The organism is Yoonia sp. TsM2_T14_4 (assembly GCF_049602355.1).
GTDB classification, from domain to species: Bacteria; Pseudomonadota; Alphaproteobacteria; order Rhodobacterales; family Rhodobacteraceae; genus Yoonia; species Yoonia vestfoldensis_A.
In genome coordinates this window covers 2,420,222-2,437,172 of record NZ_CP187137.1, presented here as the reverse complement: position 1 = coordinate 2,437,172, position 16,951 = coordinate 2,420,222, and the positions used below count along the sequence as shown (strand labels likewise).

The 16,951-nt window shown below is 58.2% G+C and carries 28 protein-coding genes; 26 read left to right on the top strand and 2 right to left on the bottom strand.

What is annotated here, in order from left to right; genetic code table 11:
• Positions 1 to 3: 3 nt before the first annotated feature.
• The 3 genes from rplV to rplP are packed head-to-tail and all read left to right on the top strand — an operon-like array spanning position 4 to position 1,526.
• Complete coding sequence (rplV, locus tag ACPF9B_RS12140) at positions 4 to 384, top strand: 50S ribosomal protein L22 (protein WP_007206610.1); 381 nt, start codon at positions 4 to 6, stop codon at positions 382 to 384.
• Positions 384 to 1,100, top strand: a complete 717-nt coding sequence (gene rpsC, locus ACPF9B_RS12135; protein ID WP_007206611.1) for a 30S ribosomal protein S3 — start codon at positions 384 to 386, stop codon at positions 1,098 to 1,100. Before rplV ends, rpsC begins: the two co-directional genes overlap by 1 nt.
• Positions 1,101 to 1,112: 12 nt before the next feature.
• A complete protein-coding gene (gene rplP / locus ACPF9B_RS12130) occupies positions 1,113 to 1,526 on the top strand; it encodes a 50S ribosomal protein L16 (protein ID WP_007206612.1) in 414 nt (137 codons plus the stop codon).
• 103 nt (positions 1,527 to 1,629) lie between these two features.
• On the opposite strand, the gene ACPF9B_RS12125 is transcribed toward rplP, so the two are convergent.
• Together ACPF9B_RS12125 and ACPF9B_RS12120 are read right to left on the bottom strand one after the other, a co-directional pair.
• Complete coding sequence (locus ACPF9B_RS12125; RefSeq protein WP_007206613.1) at positions 1,630 to 1,809, bottom strand: hypothetical protein; 180 nt, start codon at positions 1,807 to 1,809, stop codon at positions 1,630 to 1,632.
• A gap of 113 nt (positions 1,810 to 1,922) precedes the next feature.
• The gene (locus tag ACPF9B_RS12120) at positions 1,923 to 2,543 is read right to left on the bottom strand and encodes a 2OG-Fe(II) oxygenase family protein (RefSeq protein ID WP_424177664.1); all 621 of its coding nucleotides are present in this window, start codon (positions 2,541 to 2,543) and stop codon (positions 1,923 to 1,925) included.
• A 207-nt stretch (positions 2,544 to 2,750) separates the two neighbouring features.
• Between ACPF9B_RS12120 and rpmC the strand changes: the two genes are divergently transcribed.
• The 23 genes from rpmC to ACPF9B_RS12005 all read left to right on the top strand — a co-directional run bounded on the left by rpmC (position 2,751) and on the right by ACPF9B_RS12005 (position 16,800).
• Positions 2,751 to 2,957: a 50S ribosomal protein L29 gene (gene rpmC, locus ACPF9B_RS12115; protein WP_007206615.1), complete on the top strand. Its 207-nt coding sequence runs from the start codon at positions 2,751 to 2,753 to the stop codon at positions 2,955 to 2,957.
• A gap of 4 nt (positions 2,958 to 2,961) precedes the next feature.
• Complete coding sequence (gene rpsQ / locus ACPF9B_RS12110; protein WP_007206616.1) at positions 2,962 to 3,192, top strand: 30S ribosomal protein S17; 231 nt, start codon at positions 2,962 to 2,964, stop codon at positions 3,190 to 3,192.
• Positions 3,193 to 3,271: 79 nt separating this feature from the next.
• Positions 3,272 to 3,640 carry a 50S ribosomal protein L14 gene (gene rplN, locus ACPF9B_RS12105; protein WP_007206617.1) on the top strand — a complete coding sequence of 123 codons (369 nt, stop codon included), beginning with the start codon at positions 3,272 to 3,274 and terminating at the stop codon, positions 3,638 to 3,640.
• A 2-nt stretch (positions 3,641 to 3,642) separates the two neighbouring features.
• Entirely contained in the window at positions 3,643 to 3,948 is a 306-nt protein-coding gene (rplX, locus tag ACPF9B_RS12100; protein ID WP_007206618.1) for a 50S ribosomal protein L24, read from the top strand.
• Complete coding sequence (gene rplE / locus ACPF9B_RS12095) at positions 3,948 to 4,511, top strand: 50S ribosomal protein L5 (RefSeq protein WP_007206619.1); 564 nt, start codon at positions 3,948 to 3,950, stop codon at positions 4,509 to 4,511. Before rplX ends, rplE begins: the two co-directional genes overlap by 1 nt.
• Positions 4,512 to 4,531: 20 nt before the next feature.
• Positions 4,532 to 4,837: a 30S ribosomal protein S14 gene (gene rpsN, locus ACPF9B_RS12090; RefSeq protein ID WP_040482981.1), complete on the top strand. Its 306-nt coding sequence runs from the start codon at positions 4,532 to 4,534 to the stop codon at positions 4,835 to 4,837.
• A gap of 12 nt (positions 4,838 to 4,849) precedes the next feature.
• Complete coding sequence (rpsH, locus tag ACPF9B_RS12085; protein WP_007206621.1) at positions 4,850 to 5,242, top strand: 30S ribosomal protein S8; 393 nt, start codon at positions 4,850 to 4,852, stop codon at positions 5,240 to 5,242.
• A gap of 9 nt (positions 5,243 to 5,251) precedes the next feature.
• On the top strand, positions 5,252 to 5,785 hold the full coding sequence (gene rplF, locus ACPF9B_RS12080) for a 50S ribosomal protein L6 (RefSeq protein WP_007206622.1): 534 nt from the start codon (positions 5,252 to 5,254) through the stop codon (positions 5,783 to 5,785).
• Positions 5,786 to 5,796: 11 nt separating this feature from the next.
• Positions 5,797 to 6,162, top strand: coding sequence for a 50S ribosomal protein L18 (gene rplR, locus ACPF9B_RS12075; protein WP_007206623.1), 366 nt, complete (start codon positions 5,797 to 5,799; stop codon positions 6,160 to 6,162).
• 126 nt (positions 6,163 to 6,288) lie between these two features.
• Positions 6,289 to 6,873, top strand: a complete 585-nt coding sequence (gene rpsE, locus ACPF9B_RS12070) for a 30S ribosomal protein S5 (protein ID WP_007206624.1) — start codon at positions 6,289 to 6,291, stop codon at positions 6,871 to 6,873.
• A gap of 3 nt (positions 6,874 to 6,876) precedes the next feature.
• The gene (rpmD, locus tag ACPF9B_RS12065) at positions 6,877 to 7,065 is read left to right on the top strand and encodes a 50S ribosomal protein L30 (RefSeq protein WP_007206625.1); all 189 of its coding nucleotides are present in this window, start codon (positions 6,877 to 6,879) and stop codon (positions 7,063 to 7,065) included.
• 267 nt (positions 7,066 to 7,332) lie between these two features.
• Entirely contained in the window at positions 7,333 to 7,821 is a 489-nt protein-coding gene (gene rplO / locus ACPF9B_RS12060) for a 50S ribosomal protein L15 (RefSeq protein ID WP_007206626.1), read from the top strand.
• Positions 7,822 to 7,926: 105 nt separating this feature from the next.
• Positions 7,927 to 9,288: a preprotein translocase subunit SecY gene (gene secY, locus ACPF9B_RS12055; RefSeq protein WP_040482982.1), complete on the top strand. Its 1,362-nt coding sequence runs from the start codon at positions 7,927 to 7,929 to the stop codon at positions 9,286 to 9,288.
• Positions 9,285 to 9,863, top strand: coding sequence for an adenylate kinase (locus ACPF9B_RS12050; protein WP_007206628.1), 579 nt, complete (start codon positions 9,285 to 9,287; stop codon positions 9,861 to 9,863). The genes secY and ACPF9B_RS12050 overlap by 4 nt, the downstream gene beginning before the upstream one ends.
• A gap of 200 nt (positions 9,864 to 10,063) precedes the next feature.
• A complete protein-coding gene (gene rpsM / locus ACPF9B_RS12045) occupies positions 10,064 to 10,432 on the top strand; it encodes a 30S ribosomal protein S13 (RefSeq protein ID WP_040482983.1) in 369 nt (122 codons plus the stop codon).
• Between the two features lie 13 nt (positions 10,433 to 10,445).
• Positions 10,446 to 10,835: a 30S ribosomal protein S11 gene (rpsK, locus tag ACPF9B_RS12040; RefSeq protein ID WP_007206630.1), complete on the top strand. Its 390-nt coding sequence runs from the start codon at positions 10,446 to 10,448 to the stop codon at positions 10,833 to 10,835.
• Between the two features lie 114 nt (positions 10,836 to 10,949).
• Positions 10,950 to 11,966 carry a DNA-directed RNA polymerase subunit alpha gene (locus ACPF9B_RS12035; protein WP_007206631.1) on the top strand — a complete coding sequence of 339 codons (1,017 nt, stop codon included), beginning with the start codon at positions 10,950 to 10,952 and terminating at the stop codon, positions 11,964 to 11,966.
• A gap of 183 nt (positions 11,967 to 12,149) precedes the next feature.
• Complete coding sequence (gene rplQ, locus ACPF9B_RS12030; protein ID WP_007206632.1) at positions 12,150 to 12,569, top strand: 50S ribosomal protein L17; 420 nt, start codon at positions 12,150 to 12,152, stop codon at positions 12,567 to 12,569.
• An 85-nt stretch (positions 12,570 to 12,654) separates the two neighbouring features.
• Complete coding sequence (locus ACPF9B_RS12025; protein WP_424177656.1) at positions 12,655 to 13,965, top strand: replication-associated recombination protein A; 1,311 nt, start codon at positions 12,655 to 12,657, stop codon at positions 13,963 to 13,965.
• Positions 13,966 to 13,996: 31 nt separating this feature from the next.
• On the top strand, positions 13,997 to 14,356 hold the full coding sequence (gene crcB / locus ACPF9B_RS12020) for a fluoride efflux transporter CrcB (RefSeq protein ID WP_007206634.1): 360 nt from the start codon (positions 13,997 to 13,999) through the stop codon (positions 14,354 to 14,356).
• Complete coding sequence (locus ACPF9B_RS12015; protein ID WP_424177653.1) at positions 14,353 to 15,408, top strand: RluA family pseudouridine synthase; 1,056 nt, start codon at positions 14,353 to 14,355, stop codon at positions 15,406 to 15,408. The genes crcB and ACPF9B_RS12015 overlap by 4 nt, the downstream gene beginning before the upstream one ends.
• Positions 15,401 to 16,078 (top strand): HAD-IA family hydrolase, encoded by a 678-nt coding sequence (locus ACPF9B_RS12010; protein ID WP_424177651.1) that lies wholly within the window; start codon positions 15,401 to 15,403, stop codon positions 16,076 to 16,078. Before ACPF9B_RS12015 ends, ACPF9B_RS12010 begins: the two co-directional genes overlap by 8 nt.
• Complete coding sequence (locus ACPF9B_RS12005) at positions 16,075 to 16,800, top strand: ATP12 family chaperone protein (RefSeq protein ID WP_424177649.1); 726 nt, start codon at positions 16,075 to 16,077, stop codon at positions 16,798 to 16,800. The genes ACPF9B_RS12010 and ACPF9B_RS12005 overlap by 4 nt, the downstream gene beginning before the upstream one ends.
• The last annotated feature ends 151 nt before the right edge of the window (positions 16,801 to 16,951 follow it).

The following is a 16,951-nucleotide window of genomic DNA, read 5'->3' as shown; positions in this document are numbered from 1 at the left end:
GCCATGAGCAAGGATAAAAATCCCCGCCGCGTGGCCGATAACGAAGCAATGGCAAAACTGCGCATGCTGCGTACTTCCCCGCAGAAACTGAACCTTGTTGCTGCGCTGATCCGTGGCAAGAAAGTCGAAAAGGCCCTGCAGGACCTGACTTTCTCGAAAAAGCGGATCTCGGACGATGTGAAGAAATGTCTTCAGTCGGCCATCGCCAATGCCGAAAACAACCATAACCTGGATGTTGACGCGCTGGTCGTAGCAGAGGCTTACGTCGGCAAGAACCTGATCATGAAGCGGGGCCGCCCCCGGGCGCGTGGCCGTTTTGGCAAGATCGTCAAGCCGTTTTCAGAACTGACCATCAAGGTGCGTCAAGTTGAGGAGCAGTCATAATGGGTAACAAAGTCAACCCAATCGGGATGCGTCTTCAGGTCAACCGCACCTGGGACAGCCGCTGGTTCGCCAATACCCGCGAATACGGCGATCTTTTGTTGGAAGACCTCAAGATCAAGGCGTTCATCCGCAAGGAATGCGCACAATCCGGCGTCAGCCGCGTGATCATCGAACGTCCGCACAAAAAGTGCCGCGTCACGATCCATGCAGCCCGTCCCGGTGTGATCATCGGCAAGAAAGGTGCAGACATCGAAGGTCTGCGTCAGAAGCTGGCAAACCTGACCAAATCGGAATTGCACCTCAACATCGTTGAAGTCCGCAAGCCTGAACTGGACGCAGCGCTGGTCGCTGAATCCATCGGTCAGCAGCTGGAACGCCGGGTCTCTTTCCGTCGTGCGATGAAACGTGCTGTGCAGAACGCCATGCGCATGGGCGCCCTGGGTATCCGGGTCAACCTTGCCGGTCGTCTGGGCGGTGCTGAAATCGCGCGGACCGAATGGTACCGTGAAGGTCGCGTGCCGCTGCACACATTGCGTGCGGACATCGACTATGCGCTTTTCGAGGCGATGACGCCCTATGGCATCATCGGCATCAAGGTCTTCATCTACAAAGGTGAGATCATGGAGCATGACCCGCAAGGCCACGACCGTAAACATGCCGAGCTTCAGGAAGGCGCCATCCCGCGCGGTCCTGGCGGCCCGCGTCGCGACAGGTAAGGAGTAGAGAAGATGCTGCAACCAAAGCGCACGAAACACCGCAAGCTGCACAAAGGCCGTATTCGTGGTGAAGCAAAGGGCGGGTCTGACCTGAACTTTGGCACCTACGGTCTGAAGGCGACCGAGCCAGAGCGGATCACCGCACGCCAGATCGAAGCCGCACGTCGCGCCATGACACGTCACATGAAGCGTCAGGGCCGCGTCTGGATCCGGATTTTCCCGGATCTGCCCGTGACCTCCAAGCCCATCGAAGTGCGTATGGGTAAAGGTAAAGGTTCGATCGACTTCTGGGCATGCAAGGTCAAACCAGGCCGTGTGATGTTCGAAATCGACGGCGTCAGCGAAGAAATCGCCCGCGAGGCCCTACGCCTTGCAGCGATGAAGCTGCCGATCAAGACACGCACCGTGGTGCGCGAAGACTGGTAAGTTGGGTTAACCCCGATCTACGCCAAAGTTCAAAGCCCCTGCCGAGAAATCGGTGGGGGCTTTTTGGTATTGCTGGTTGGGGTGGGTGGGATCCGTTTCCGCGTCAGATGCGTGGCGTGCCGCGGTCTTGCAGGTAAGCCGCGCGCGTGCGCCTGAAGACTTGCATCAACCGTTCATCATTGCGGCAGATTTCTTGCACTTGTTTCGCAAAGGCATCGTCTGACTGCCCATAAAACGCCTCTGCGGCGCGGTCCGCTGCGGTGTTGCGGTGATCTGGTTGCATTGTCAGGCTCCTCACGCGGGCTTTTGGCGACGCATTGCGCTGACCGTCAGTCGATCATAGGCAAAACACCAAAAGATTAACGCGCGGATGTCCTGCCGCGAAGATATCTATAGTTAACCCCAAGCGTAGTTAAAGCTGACGCTGATACGCTCTTCTTCTTCGGCCATGTTCATGGGGACTTCGTGGCGCAGCCAGCTTTCCCATAACAACACGTCACCGACGGCAGGGGCGACATAGACGAACTGGCGCAATTCTTCGCGCGCGGTTTTCTGGCGGGGCGGGGCGGCCATCATCATGGCCAGACGCGGGTCTTCGAATTTGATCGCGCTGGCACCTTCGGGCATCGCCACATAGGTGGTGCCGCTGATCACCGCATGGGGATGGATATGGCCGGTGTGAATGCCACCGGGGGGCAGGATGTTGATCCAGATGTCTTCGAGCTTGAGCGTCTTGTCGCCCAGATCGAAATCGAGATCCTGCACGAAAGCCGCCACATGTTGGTCCAGCACGGCGACCAGATCCTTGAAGATCGGAAACCGCCAGGGCAGGTCGGACAGCGATGCATAGGATGTGTAACCGGGATAGCCCTGATCTTCGCACCATTGCTGGCCGGCCTCATCGTCATCTGCGATGACAAGGCAAGAATTTTCCAGCTCGCCCGGATCAATCGCGCCATGGGCGGACAGCGGGGCGTGATAAAGGCGGGTGGCGAACAGCGATTTGATATTGGTCATGCCGCTGTCTTACCCGCTTTGCCCAGAGTGGTATAGAGCAGGCGTCGCCAGCCGCACCAAGATTGCCGACATTCGCGCAAAGCGCTGTGCCACAAGGGGTTGCTTTATCACGGAATGGGGGCTAGACGGCGCACTTCTACCCCCACTCCATCGGGAATCGGGTAACGCTTTGCGCGGCCTGCCGATGATGTTGAAAAGGAAAATGGCATGGATGCCAATGAACTGCGGGCCAAAACGCCCGATCAGCTCCGTGAAGAGCTGGTGAAACTGAAAAAAGAATCGTTCAACCTGCGCTTTCAGCAGGCGACTGGCCAGTTAGAAAACACCGCCGGTTTCCGCGCTGCACGCCGCAATGCTGCACGCGTCAAAACAATTCTGAACGAAAAGGCCGCGTCTGCGGCTTCGGAGGCTTAAGAGAATGCCTAAGCGTATCCTTCAAGGTGTTGTCACAAGCAACCAGAACACCCAGACCGTGACCGTTCAGGTCGAGCGTCGTTTCAAGCACCCATTGCTGCAGAAAACCGTCCGTAAGTCGAAGAAGTACCGGGCGCACGACGAAAACAACGCATTCAACGTTGGTGACCAGGTCCGTATTCAGGAATGTGCGCCAAAATCGAAAACCAAACGCTGGGAAGTTATTGCTTCTTAAGCAGTAACCCAACAGTTCAACGAAACCCTGGGGCTCCGGTCGGAAATCGGAAATTCCCCAAAGGTCGGAAGGAAACCAAATGATCCAGATGCAGACCAATCTGGATGTAGCTGACAACAGCGGCGCTCGCCGTGTTCAGTGCATCAAGGTTCTGGGTGGTTCCCATCGTCGTTACGCAAGTGTCGGTGACATCATTGTCGTATCGGTGAAAGAAGCCATCCCGCGCGGTCGCGTGAAAAAGGGCGACGTCCGCAAGGCCGTTGTCGTACGCACCGCCAAAGAAGTGTTCCGCGAAGATGGTACCGCCATCCGCTTTGACAGCAACGCCGCTGTCATCCTCAACAACAACAACGAGCCTGTCGGCACCCGTATCTTCGGGCCAGTTGTTCGCGAGCTGCGCGCAAAGAACTTCATGAAAATCATCTCGCTTGCTCCGGAGGTGCTGTAACCATGGCTGCGAAACTCCGTAAAGGCGACGACGTGATCGTTCTTGCCGGCAAAGACAAAGGGATGAAGGGCACGATTGCTGCTGTTGATCCAAAGTCCGGCAAAGCCGTTGTTGATGGTATCAACATGGCGATCCGTCACCAGAAACAATCCCAGACAACACAGGGTGGCCGCACGCCAAAAGCGATGCCGATCCAGCTGTCGAACCTGGCGATCGTTGACAAGAATGGCAAACCGACCCGCGTTGGTTTCCGCATGGACGGCGAAAACAAAGTGCGCTTCGCCAAGACGACAGGGGATGTGATCTGATGCTTGACGCTGCAAACTACACCCCCCGCCTGAAGGCCGATTATGTTTCCCGCATTCGCGCTGCGATGAAGGAAGAATTCGGCTACAAGAACGAAATGCAGATCCCGCGTCTGGACAAGATCGTCCTGAACATCGGCTGTGGCGCAGAAGCTGTCCGTGACAGCAAGAAAGCCAAATCCGCACAGGAAGACCTGACAACCATCGCCGGTCAAAAAGCAATGACCACGAAGGCCAAGAAATCCATCGCTGGTTTCCGCGTGCGTGAAGACATGCCATTGGGCGCGAAAGTCACCCTGCGCGGTGACCGGATGTATGAATTCCTTGATCGCCTGATCACGGTCGCCATGCCCCGTATCCGCGACTTTCGTGGTGTCTCTGGTAAGTCCTTTGATGGTCGCGGCAACTATGCCACCGGCCTGAAGGAACATATCGTATTTCCCGAAATCAACTTCGACAAGATCGATGAGATGTGGGGAATGGACATCGTTATCTGCACCACAGCGAACACTGACGCTGAAGCAAAGGCATTGTTGAAGCTCTTCAACATGCCATTCAACAGCTAAGCGTTAGGGAGATTTGACAAATGGCTAAGAAATCCATGATCGAGCGTGAAAAGAAGCGCGAAAAGCTGGTGGCGCAATATGCTGTAAAGCGTGCGGCGCTGAAGGCAATCATCAACGACCAGTCCAAGCCGGTCGAAGAGCGTTTTAAGGCGACGATGCAACTTGCAAAATTGCCGCGCAATTCCTCGGCTGTGCGTCTGCACAACCGTTGCCAGCTCACCGGGCGTCCACATGCCTATTACCGCAAACTCAAGATCAGCCGGATCGCGCTGCGGAACCTTGGTTCCAATGGCGAAATCCCCGGCATGGTCAAGTCGAGCTGGTAAGGAGAATTTGATATGAACGATCCTATCGGTGATATGCTGACACGCATCCGTAACGGCCAGATGCGCGGTAAGGCAGCGGTGGAAACACCGGCGTCGAAACTGCGCGCTTGGGTGTTGGACGTGCTGGTCGCAGAAGGCTACATCCGCGGTTACGCAAAGAAGGACGGCAAAGACGGCCATCCTGCTTTCAATATCGAACTGAAATATTATGAAGGCACTCCAGTCATTCGCGAAGTGAAACGGGTTTCGAAACCTGGTCGTCGCGTATATCTGGGCGCCAATGACCTCCCTTCCGTCCGTCAGGGCCTGGGTGTGTCGATTGTCTCCACCTCCAAGGGTGTGATGACGGACGCGAATGCACGGGCGGCCAAAATCGGCGGCGAAGTGCTTTGCACAGTGTTCTAAGGGGAAAACATGTCTCGTATTGGTAAAAAACCGGTTGAGCTGCCCTCTGGCGTCACTGCGTCGGTGTCCGGTCAAACCGTGGAAGTCAAAGGCCCAAAGGGCATCCGCACCTTCAAGGCGACTGACGATGTCACCATCACCGTTGATGGCAATGTTGTCACCGTCAAGCCACGCGGCACGTCCAAGCGGGCGCGCCAGCAGTGGGGCATGTCGCGCAGCCAGGTTGAAAATCTGGTGACCGGCGTGACCAGCGGTTTCAAGAAAGAACTTGAAATCACTGGTGTGGGTTATCGCGCCACGATGCAGGGCAACACCCTGAAGCTGGCGTTGGGCTATAGCCATGATGTGAACTTCGAAGTGCCGGCCGGCGTCATTGTGACAGCCCCAAAGCAGACTGAAATCATCGTGGAAGGGATCGACCAGCAGCTTGTTGGCCAGGTCGCGGCGAATATCCGTGAATGGCGCAAACCCGAGCCGTATAAAGGCAAGGGCATCAGGTACAAAGGCGAATTCATCTTCCGCAAAGAAGGCAAGAAGAAGTAAGGAACGCACAAATGGCAAACAGCAAAAGAACACTGTTTCTGAAGCGCCGTATGCGCGTTCGGAACAAACTGCGCGGCGTGACCGCGAACCAAGGGCGCGCGCGTCTGTCGGTTCATCGCAGCAACAAGAACATCAGCGTCCAGCTGATCGACGATGTGAACGGCGTGACGCTTGCGTCGGCATCATCGCTCGAAAAAGATCTGGGCGTTGTCGGCAAGAACAATGTCGACGCCGCTGCCAAGGTGGGTGCTGCTATTGCAGCCCGCGCCAAGGCTGCAGGCATCGAACAGGCTTATTTCGACCGTGGCGGTTTTCTGTTCCACGGCAAGATCAAAGCCCTTGCCGATGCAGCCCGCGAAGCTGGGTTGAAGATCTAATGTGGTGGTGCGCAGGAATGCGCACCCTACGCAGCACGGCAGGGTGTGCCTGAGGCGCACCCTCGATGATCCGGCTCTGACCGCGATTGGACAACGCCCTCGGGCAAGAAGATAAGGACGCCAGCTATGGCAGAACGTGATAACAACCGGGGTGGCAACCGTCGCCCCCGTGAAGAACAAGCACCCGAGTTTGCCGATCGTCTGGTCGCCATCAACCGCGTGTCCAAGACCGTCAAAGGTGGTAAGCGTTTCGGCTTTGCCGCGCTTGTCGTCGTAGGTGACCAAAAAGGCCGCGTCGGTTTCGGCAAAGGCAAAGCCAAAGAAGTCCCAGAAGCGATCCGCAAGGCGACCGAACAGGCGAAACGCCAGATGATCCGCGTCGCCCTGCGTGATGGCCGTACCCTGCACCATGACATCGAAGGTCGCCATGGCGCCGGTCGCGTCGTGATGCGGTCGGCACCAGCGGGTACTGGTATCATCGCCGGTGGTCCAATGCGCGCCGTGTTCGAGATGCTGGGCGTGCAGGACGTCGTGTCCAAGTCGATCGGTTCGCAGAACCCTTACAACATGATCCGCGCTACGATGGACGGCCTGCAAAAAGAGCAATCGCCGCGCAACGTGGCTCAGCGTCGTGGTAAAAAGGTTGCTGACATTCTGCCCAAGCGGGAAGATGCAGCCGATACATCCGCACAAGTCGCCGAGGAGGCTTAAACCATGGCAAAAACCATCGTCGTCAAGCAGATCGGCTCTCCGATCCGTCGCCCTGAAAAACAGCGTGCTACGCTGATTGGTCTGGGCCTGAACAAAATGAACCGTACCAAGGAACTGGAAGACACGCCTTCCGTCCGCGGCATGGTCAACAGCATCCCCCATCTCGTCGCGATCATCGAAGAGCGCGGCTAAGACACAGGTAAGGTGGATCACGATCCACCTTACAACAGTCAAAGAACGCCCTCGGGAAACCCGGGGGCGTTTTTGTTTGGGTCTGCGCAAACTTTCATGCTGTACACCGGCCATAAGCCGATCACCGGCAAAGCCTGAACCTTCCTTGACCAACCCCGGCCCCGCGTTTATACGCCGCAAGTCGGCACCTTTGGTCCGACTCGATTGTAACGCCGTGTTTGGCCACTCCCGTCGCTGGGGGCCAGTTCCGGCAAAAGGAGAAGCGACATGAAACTGAATGAACTTTCCGACAACCCAGGCGCCACCCAGCGTAAAAAACGCATTGGCCGTGGCCCAGGTTCCGGCATGGGTAAGACCGGTGGCCGTGGTATCAAGGGTCAGAAATCCCGCTCGGGCGTGGCGATCAAGGGCTATGAAGGCGGCCAGATGCCTTTGTACCAGCGTCTGCCAAAGCGCGGCTTTAACAAGCCAAACCGCAAGGCATTCTCGGTTGTGAACCTTGGCCTGATCCAGAAATTTATCGACGAAGGCAAGATCGACATCAAGGCCGACATCACCGAAGACGCGCTGATCGCCTCCGGTCTGGTCCGTCGCAAAAAAGACGGTATCCGCGTTCTGGCAAAGGGTGAATTCACATCCAAAGCCACGATCAGCGTCACGGGCGCGTCGCAGGGTGCGGTTGATGCCGTGGCCAAGGCGGGCGGTTCACTGACCGTCAAACCATCGGCAGTCAAGACATCGGCAGCGGCTGAGTAAGACCTTGTGAGCGGCGACACCGTCGCTTAGATGATCTTGCAAGTTTTCCCAAACGCCGCTGATCGGGGAACCGTTCAGCGGCGTTTATCATGAAAAGAGACTCACATGGCTTCTGCAGCAGAGCAAATGGCAGCCAACGTCAGTTGGAGCGCCTTTGGCAAGGCAACTGAACTGCGCCAACGCATCCTTTTTACTATTGGTCTGTTAATGATCTATCGTCTGGGCACCTTTATTCCGGTTCCCGGGATTGATGGCATTGCCCTGCAGCAATTCATGGAAGATGCACAGGCCGGGATCGGCGGCATCCTGTCGATGTTCACCGGTGGTGCATTGTCGCGGATGGCGATCTTTACGCTGGGGATCATGCCTTACATCTCGGCGTCGATTGTTATGCAGTTGCTGGGCTCCATGTGGGAACCGCTGAAGAACCTCAAGAAAGAGGGCGAGGCAGGCCGCCGCAAGCTGAACCAATATACCCGTTACGGCACTGTTGTGCTGGCGACGGCGCAGGCTTACGGCCTTGCCGTCAGTCTCGAAGCAGGCGGTCTGGCCTCTGACCCGGGGTTCTTTTTCCGCGCGGCTTGCGTGATTACCATCGTCGGCGGGACCATGTTCCTGATGTGGCTGGGTGAACAGATCACCGCGCGCGGTATCGGCAACGGTATTTCGCTGATCATCTTCGTCGGGATCATTGCGGAAATTCCTGCCGCGCTTGCGCAATTCCTTAGCCAGGGCCGGACCGGCGCGATCAGCCCCTTCGTGATCATCGGTATCCTGTTGATGGTGATCGTGGTGCTGACCTTCGTGGTGTTCATGGAACGGTCATTGCGTAAGATCCATATCCAATATCCCCGCCAGCAGCGTGGTATGAAAATCTATGACGGATCATCCAGCCACCTGCCGATCAAGGTGAACCCTGCGGGCGTCATCCCGGCAATCTTTGCATCCGCCTTGCTGTTGCTGCCGACCACGATCAGCACCTTCAGCGGCGGGACTAGCGGGCCTGTCATGTCCACCATTCTGGCGCTGTTTGGTCCGGGTCAACCGCTGTACCTGATCTTTTTCGGCGGCATGATCGTGTTCTTCACCTATTTCTACACCCGCGAAGTTGCCTTCAAGACCGAGGATGTGGCCGAGAACCTCAAGAACCAGAACGGTTTTGTGCCTGGCATCCGCCCCGGCAAACGGACCGAGGAATATCTGGATTACGTGGTCACGCGCATTCTGGTGCTGGGGTCGGGGTATCTGGCGCTGGTCGCCTTGCTGCCCGAAATCATCCGCGCTGAATTGTCGATCCCGTTCTATTTCGGCGGCACATCCGTGCTGATCATCGTGTCGGTTGGCATGGATACGATCCAGCAGGTGCAGTCACATCTTGTTGCCCATCAATACGAGGGGCTTATCGAAAAATCGCAGCTGCGCGGCAAACGCAGCACGACCAAGAAAAAAGGCCCGTCGCGCCGATGAACATCATTCTGCTTGGACCACCGGGCGCTGGCAAAGGCACACAGGCCCGTAAGCTGGTAGACGATCGTAACATGATCCAGCTCAGCACCGGAGATATGCTGCGCGCGGCGCGGACCAGCGGCACCGCGATGGGTAAAACCGTCGCCGCTGTCATGGACCGGGGCGAATTGGTCACAGATGAAATCGTGATCGGTCTGATCCGCGAACAGCTTGAGACTGGCGGCGATCACGGCGGTTTCATCTTTGACGGCTTTCCGCGCACTTTGGCGCAGGCGGATGCCCTTGGCGATTTGCTGGCGGAAATGGGTCAGAGCCTTGATCACGTGATCGAATTGCAGGTCAATGATGACGTGCTGGTCGAACGTGTGCTGGGACGCGCTGCCGAAACGGTTGCATCCGGTGGCCAAGCCCGCGCTGATGATAACGCCGACAGTCTGCGCACGCGTCTGTTGGCCTATTACAAACAGACCAGCCCGCTGATCGGCTATTACCATGCCAAGGGCGATCTGACATCGCTTGACGGGCTGGCAAGCGTGGACGTGGTTGCCGACAGCATCGCAGCGGTCCTTGGCTGAACGCTTGCGGTCTATTGACGCTGCGGGCGTTGGCCCCTAAACAGCGCCATCCCGCAAGGGAATCAATGCGCAGGTGCGGGGTCGCACCCTTCATCCTGCGGTTTACCTGATATGACGCAGCCCGGTGCCTTATGCTCCGGGCTTACGTTGTGAAAAAAGGGTCTGGCATCACGGACCCGCAACGAAAAGGAATACCAAACGTGGCACGTATTGCCGGCGTCAACATCCCGACTGCAAAGCGGGTTCCAATCGCCTTAACATATATCACTGGTATTGGCCCCGCCATTGCCGAACAGATCTGCGAAGCAACCAACATCGACCGCGCCCGCCGCGTGAACGATCTGTCGGATGCAGAGATTCTGACGATCCGTGAATTCATTGACGCAAACCTCACCGTCGAAGGTGACCTGCGCCGTGAGACACAGATGAACATTAAGCGTCTGATGGACCTTGGCTGCTACCGCGGCCTGCGTCACCGTCGCAACCTGCCGGTGCGTGGTCAGCGGACCCACACCAACGCGCGCACTCGCAAAGGCCCTGCAAAGGCCATTGCTGGCAAGAAGAAATAAGGGGACCTGACAGATGGCACGCGATACCAAACGCACCAAAAAGAAGGTTTCCAAGAACATCGCCGCCGGCGTTGCTCATGTGAATTCTTCGTTCAACAACACCAAGATCCTGATTTCTGACGTGCAGGGCAATGCGATCGCATGGTCGTCCGCTGGCACGATGGGTTTCAAAGGATCGCGGAAATCGACGCCTTATGCAGCCCAGATGGCTGCTGAAGATGCGGGCAAGAAAGCACAAGACCACGGCGTCAAGACGCTGGAAGTCGAAGTGCAGGGGCCCGGTTCCGGCCGTGAATCCGCGCTGCGCGCGCTGGCTGCTGCCGGTTTCAACATCACCTCGATCCGTGATGTGACCCCGATGGCGCACAACGGCTGCCGCCCGCCAAAGCGCCGCCGCGTCTAAACCACTCCGAACGCATTGGGGTCGTGCATCTTTTTGCACGGCCCCAATCCGTCATTTTGAAACCTCGGGCGTTTGCCTTTTTGGACATGAAGGCAAACAAGGATGGAGGGACATATGATCCACAAAAACTGGGCTGAATTGATCAAGCCGATGCAGTTGGACGTCAAGCCGGGCAATGACCCGATGCGTCAAGCGACGATGGTCGCCGAACCGTTGGAACGCGGCTTTGGTCTGACCTTGGGCAACGCGCTGCGCCGCATCCTGATGTCGTCGCTGCAAGGTGCCGCCATCACGGCCGTGCAGATCGATAACGTGCTGCATGAATTTTCGTCTGTGCCGGGCGTGCGTGAAGACGTCACCGACATCGTGCTGAACCTCAAGGGCGTCGCCATCCGTATGGAAGTCGAAGGACCCAAGCGTCTGTCCGTACAGGCCAAAGGCCCAGGCGTTGTGACGGCCGCTGATATTTCGGAAACTGCGGGTATCGAGATCCTGAACAAGGACCATGTGATCTGCCACCTTGACGATGGTGCCGATCTTTACATGGAACTGACGGTCAACACCGGCAAAGGCTATGTTGCCGCTGACAAGAACAAGCCTGAAGATGCCCCCATCGGCATGATCGTCATCGACGCGATCTTTTCGCCGGTGAAAAAGGTGTCTTATGACGTGCAGCCGACCCGCGAAGGTCAGGTGCTGGATTATGACAAGCTGACGATGAAGGTGGAAACCGACGGGTCGCTGTCGCCTGACGATGCTGTGGCCTATGCAGCGCGTATCCTGCAGGACCAGCTGTCGATCTTCGTCAACTTTGACGAGCCTGAATCGGCCTCTGCCGGTTCCGATGATGACGGGCTGGAATTCAACCCGCTGTTGCTCAAAAAGGTGGACGAGCTGGAACTGTCCGTGCGTTCGGCAAACTGCCTCAAGAACGACAACATCGTTTATATCGGCGATCTGATCCAGAAAACCGAAGCAGAAATGCTGCGTACCCCCAACTTTGGCCGCAAATCCTTGAACGAAATCAAGGAAGTGTTGTCGGGTATGGGTCTGCACCTTGGCATGGATGTCGAGGATTGGCCGCCGGACAATATCGAAGATCTGGCCAAGAAATTCGAAGATCAGTTTTAACTGATCTGCGTCCCGGACCTGATCCGGGACCTCTCCAAAACCGATGAGGCCCCGGATCATGTCCGGGGCGCGTCACCCCGAAATGCCCACCCGAGTGGGGAAGACCCGGGCAATTCCGCCCCAATAATACGGCTGGCACGCATCAGACCGTTGGACAAAGTATAAATCTGAAGGAGACACCAAATGCGTCACGCAAGCGGCTACCGCAAGCTGAACCGGACCCACGAACACCGCAAGGCGATGTTCGCCAACATGGCAGGGGCCCTGATCGAACACGAACAGATCAAGACGACACTGCCCAAGGCCAAAGAACTGCGCCGTATCGTCGAAAAGCTGGTCACCCTTGGCAAGCGCGGCGATCTGCATGCCCGCCGTCAGGCCGATGCCCAGCTCAAGCAGGATATCCACACAGCCAAGCTGTTTGAAATCATCGGGCCACGTTATGCCGAACGTCACGGTGGCTATGTGCGCATCATGAAAGCCGGTTTCCGCTATGGCGACATGGCCCCGATGGCGATCATCGAATTCGTCGACCGCGACGTGAATGCCAAAGGTGCTGCCGACAAGGCCCGTCTGGCCGAGTTCGAGGCGATGGAGGATTAATTTCCCCGCCACGATCTGATTTTTTGCAAAGCCCTGCCAGACTGGTGGGGCTTTCGCTTTTTCATGGAAAGCCTATCATCCGCCCATGCCCGACCTGTTCGACAGCGCCCCGAACACCGCCCCCGCAGGCCCCCGCCCGCTGGCGGACCGGCTGCGCCCAAAGCGGCTGGCAGAGGTGATCGGCCAGCAACAGGTACTTGGTACCGATGCGCCCTTGGGGACCATGCTGGCGTCGGGGTCTTTATCGTCGCTGGTGTTCTGGGGGCCGCCCGGTGTGGGCAAGACCACGATCGCGCGGTTGCTGGCGGATGAAACCGACCTGCATTTCGTCCAGATCAGCGCTATTTTCACCGGCGTACCGGAACTGCGCAAAGTGTTCGAGGCCGCAAAGATGCGCCGCCAGAACGGCAAAGGTACCTTGCTGTTCGTCGATGAAATCCACCGGTTCAACAAGGCGCAGCAGGACGGTTTCCTGCCCTATATGGAAGACGGCACGATCCTGCTGGTCGGTGCCACGACCGAAAACCCCAGTTTCGAGCTGAACGCCGCATTGCTGAGCCGCGCGCAGGTGTTCATCCTGACCCGCCTGACGCTGGCCGATCTGGAATTGCTGGCGCAACGTGCCGAACAGGAACTGGGGCGCGCGCTACCGCTGGATGGTCCTGCGCGCGAGGCGCTATTGGACATGGCCGATGGCGATGGTCGCGCGCTACTGAACCTGATCGAACAGGTCGCGGCGTGGAAGACAGAGACGAAACTGACCCGTGACGACCTGGCCAAGCGGTTGATGAAACGCGCGGTGAAATACGACAAATCCGGCGATGAACATTACAACCTGATTTCCGCATTGCACAAATCGGTGCGCGGGTCGGACCCTGATGCTGCACTTTACTGGTTCGCCCGCATGTTGGCGGGGGGCGAAGACCCGCGTTACCTTGCCCGCCGCATCACGCGCATGGCGGTCGAGGATATCGGCCTTGCTGATCCGCAGGCGCAGGCGGTGTGTCTGCAAAGCTGGGAAACCTATGAACGGCTGGGATCGCCAGAGGGGGAATTGGCGCTGGCGCAGGCGGTGACCTATCTCGCGCTCGCGCCCAAATCGAATGCTGCCTATGTTGCCTACAAGGCGGCACTGGCGGCGGCAAAACAGACAGGGTCCGAACCGCCGCCTGCCCATATCATGAACGCGCCGACGAAGTTGATGAAAGAACAGGGGTTCGGCGCAGGCTATGCCTATGACCACGATGCCGAGGACGGGTTCAGCGGGCAGAACTATTTCCCCGAGACGATGAAGCGCGGCATCTACTACCTGCCCGTGGATCGCGGGTTTGAACGCGAGCTGAAGAAACGCGTCGATTTCTTTGCCGGATTGCGCGCCAAGCGGGGCAAGAATTGACATCTGCGCGCCGACAGGCCAAGGCAGGCCGATGATGATACCTGTGATCTCTGTGGCTCTTGGTGGGGCAATTGGCGCTGTGCTGCGCTTCCTTGTGGGGATGGCGGTGCCATTTCCCATGGGTACGCTGGTCATCAACGTGCTGGGGTCATTTCTGATCGGGCTGGTCTGGATATTGCTGGCCGCGCGCGGATTGCAGAACTGGATACCCTTTGTGATGATGGGCCTTCTGGGCGGCTTCACCACCTTTTCGACATTCTCGCTCGACACGTTGCGCCTGATTGAAGCGGGCCGCATCATGGCAGCGAGCAGCTATGTGCTGGCGTCGGTATTTGTATCAATTGCGGCCTGCGGATTGGGCCTGTGGCTTGCCAAAGGAATGACGACATGAGCGGTGTACACACCAGAACCATCGGCCCCGACGACGGCGATCAGCGGCTGGACCGCTATCTGCGCCGCCTGTTCCCGCATCTGACCCAAGGGCGCATCGAAAAGCTGTGCCGCAAGGGCGAATTGCGCGTCGATGGCGGACGGGTGAAAACCAGCACGCGGCTCGAAGTTGGCCAGAAAGTCCGCATCCCGCCCTTGCCGACCGAGGAAGAGGCGGCAGCCGCCGCCACCCTTGCCCGCCACGGCGTGACCAAGGCGGATGCAAAGCTGATCCAGTCCTGCGTGATCTACCGCGACGATCATATCATCGCGATCAATAAACCGCATGGATTGGCGACCCAAGGCGGCACCAACACCACCCGCCACGTCGATGGCATGGCCGAGGCGCTGATGTTCGGCTATGACGAAAAACCGCGTCTGGTGCATCGGTTGGACCGCGACACATCGGGCGTGCTGCTGCTGGCGCGCACGCGGATGATGGCAAAGCAATTGACAGAGAACCTCAAGCACCGCGAGACGCGCAAGATTTACTGGGCCGCTGTCGCCGGTGTGCCGCATCCGCGCGCAGGCACGATCAAATACGGTCTGGTCAAGGCCCCCGGCCATGGCAAAGGTGGCGAGAATGAAAAGATGCGCTGTGTGCATCCAAACGAGATTGCCAGCACCGAAGGCGCGAAACGCGCGACATCCGATTATGCCGTGATGGATACGCTGGCCAGCCGTGCCGCGTGGTGCGCGCTGGTGCCGATCACGGGGCGCACCCATCAATTGCGCGCCCATATGGCCGAAATCGGGCATCCGATCATCGGCGATGGCAAATATGGCGGGTCGGGGCAGGAAAACCTTGGCGATGGTTGGGGTGCCAGCATGGGCAGCGAGATCGGGCGCAAGATGCATCTGCATGCCCGCAGCCTGACCATCGAACATCCTGCCACCGGCAAGACGCTGCATCTGACCGCCGATCTGCCAGAGCATATGCAGAACACGTGGGATTTCGTGGGCTGGATCGTCGGCCATGCCCCCGTTGATCCGTTCAACATGCCCGATGCGTGACCTGCGCCTTGTGATCTTTGACGTGGACGGCACGCTGGTTGACAGCCAGGCCGAGATCGTCGCCGCTATGACCGCCGCCTTTGCCGCCGAAGGGCTGGTTTTGCCCGACCGCAAGCGGCTGTTGTCGATTGTCGGCCTGTCGCTGGACGTGGCGATGCTGCGGCTTTGCCCTGATCTGCCGCCTGACAGGCACGCCCGTTTGGTTCAGGGGTATAAGGATGCATACATGCACCTTCGCGGTTCTGATGGCAAAGGCGAGCTAAGCCCGCTTTACCCCGGTGCGCGGGCGGCACTGGACACATTGGCGGGGCAGGACCACACGCTGCTGGCCGTGGCCACCGGCAAATCGCGGCGGGGCCTCGACAAGATTTTGGAACGCCACGGATTGCGCGGGATGTTCCACAGCGAACAGGTGGCCGATGATCACCCGTCCAAGCCGAACCCGTCGATGATTCTGACCGCGCTGAACGAGACTGGCGCCGATGCCCGCGCCGCCGTAATGATTGGCGATACCACCTTTGACATGGATATGGGGCGTGCTGCGGGCGTGCACACTATCGGTGTGTCCTGGGGCTATCACGATGCCGACAGCCTGCGACCCGATCTGCTGATCGACGATTTTGCCAACCTTCTGCCTGCCATCGACCAACTGACCGGATCACACCCATGAGCGACTGGAAACCGAAACGATTCTGGAAAGCCGCCACGCCCCAGGCCTGCGACGGCGGCTTTACCGTGACTTTGGACGGCCGTCCGGTGAAAACACCGGCCAAGGCCGCATTGATCGTGCCGACCCTGCACTTGGCCGAAGCTGTGGCGCAGGAATGGGATGCGCAGACCGGTCTTGTCGATCCGCGCACCATGCCGGTGACCCGCAGCGCCAATGCAGCGATCGATAAGGTCCGCACACAGCGGGCCGAGGTGATCGGCCTGTTGTCGGAATACGGCGGCAGCGATCTTTTGTGTTACCGCGCGCCCGCGCCGGACGGGTTGGTCATGCGCCAGCGGCAGGTTTGGGATCCGCTGCTGGACTGGGCGGCGCGCGATCTTGGCGTGACGCTGACCATTGGCGAAGGCGTCGTGCCGGTGCCGCAACCCACTGAAAGCCTTGATATTTTGCAGCGCGAACTGGACTATGTCGATGATTTCGGGCTGGCTGCGGCGCATGATCTGATCAGCCTGTCAGGGTCGCTGATTCTGGCTTTTGCCGTGATGCGCCGCCATCTGGACGCCGCCCGCGCCTGGGACGTGTCGCGCGTTGATGAGGACTGGCAGACCAGCCAATGGGGCGTTGATGAGGATGCCGCTGCGGCCGCTGCGGTCAAGCGCGCGGCCTTTTTGCATGCCGAAAGATTCTACCATCTGTCGCGCCCTGAACAGAGGTGGCACTGATCTGTGCATTTGTCCTGTGAATTGCCTGTTTTGAGGGCATTTGCGTCGCTCATGATGCGAGTTTCGCTTGACCGAGTGGTGTTTCATCGGACAATCTAGGCAAACTCGGACAAGGGCTATGCCTTTGTAAAAGTCGTCACCTGCAAAGGGT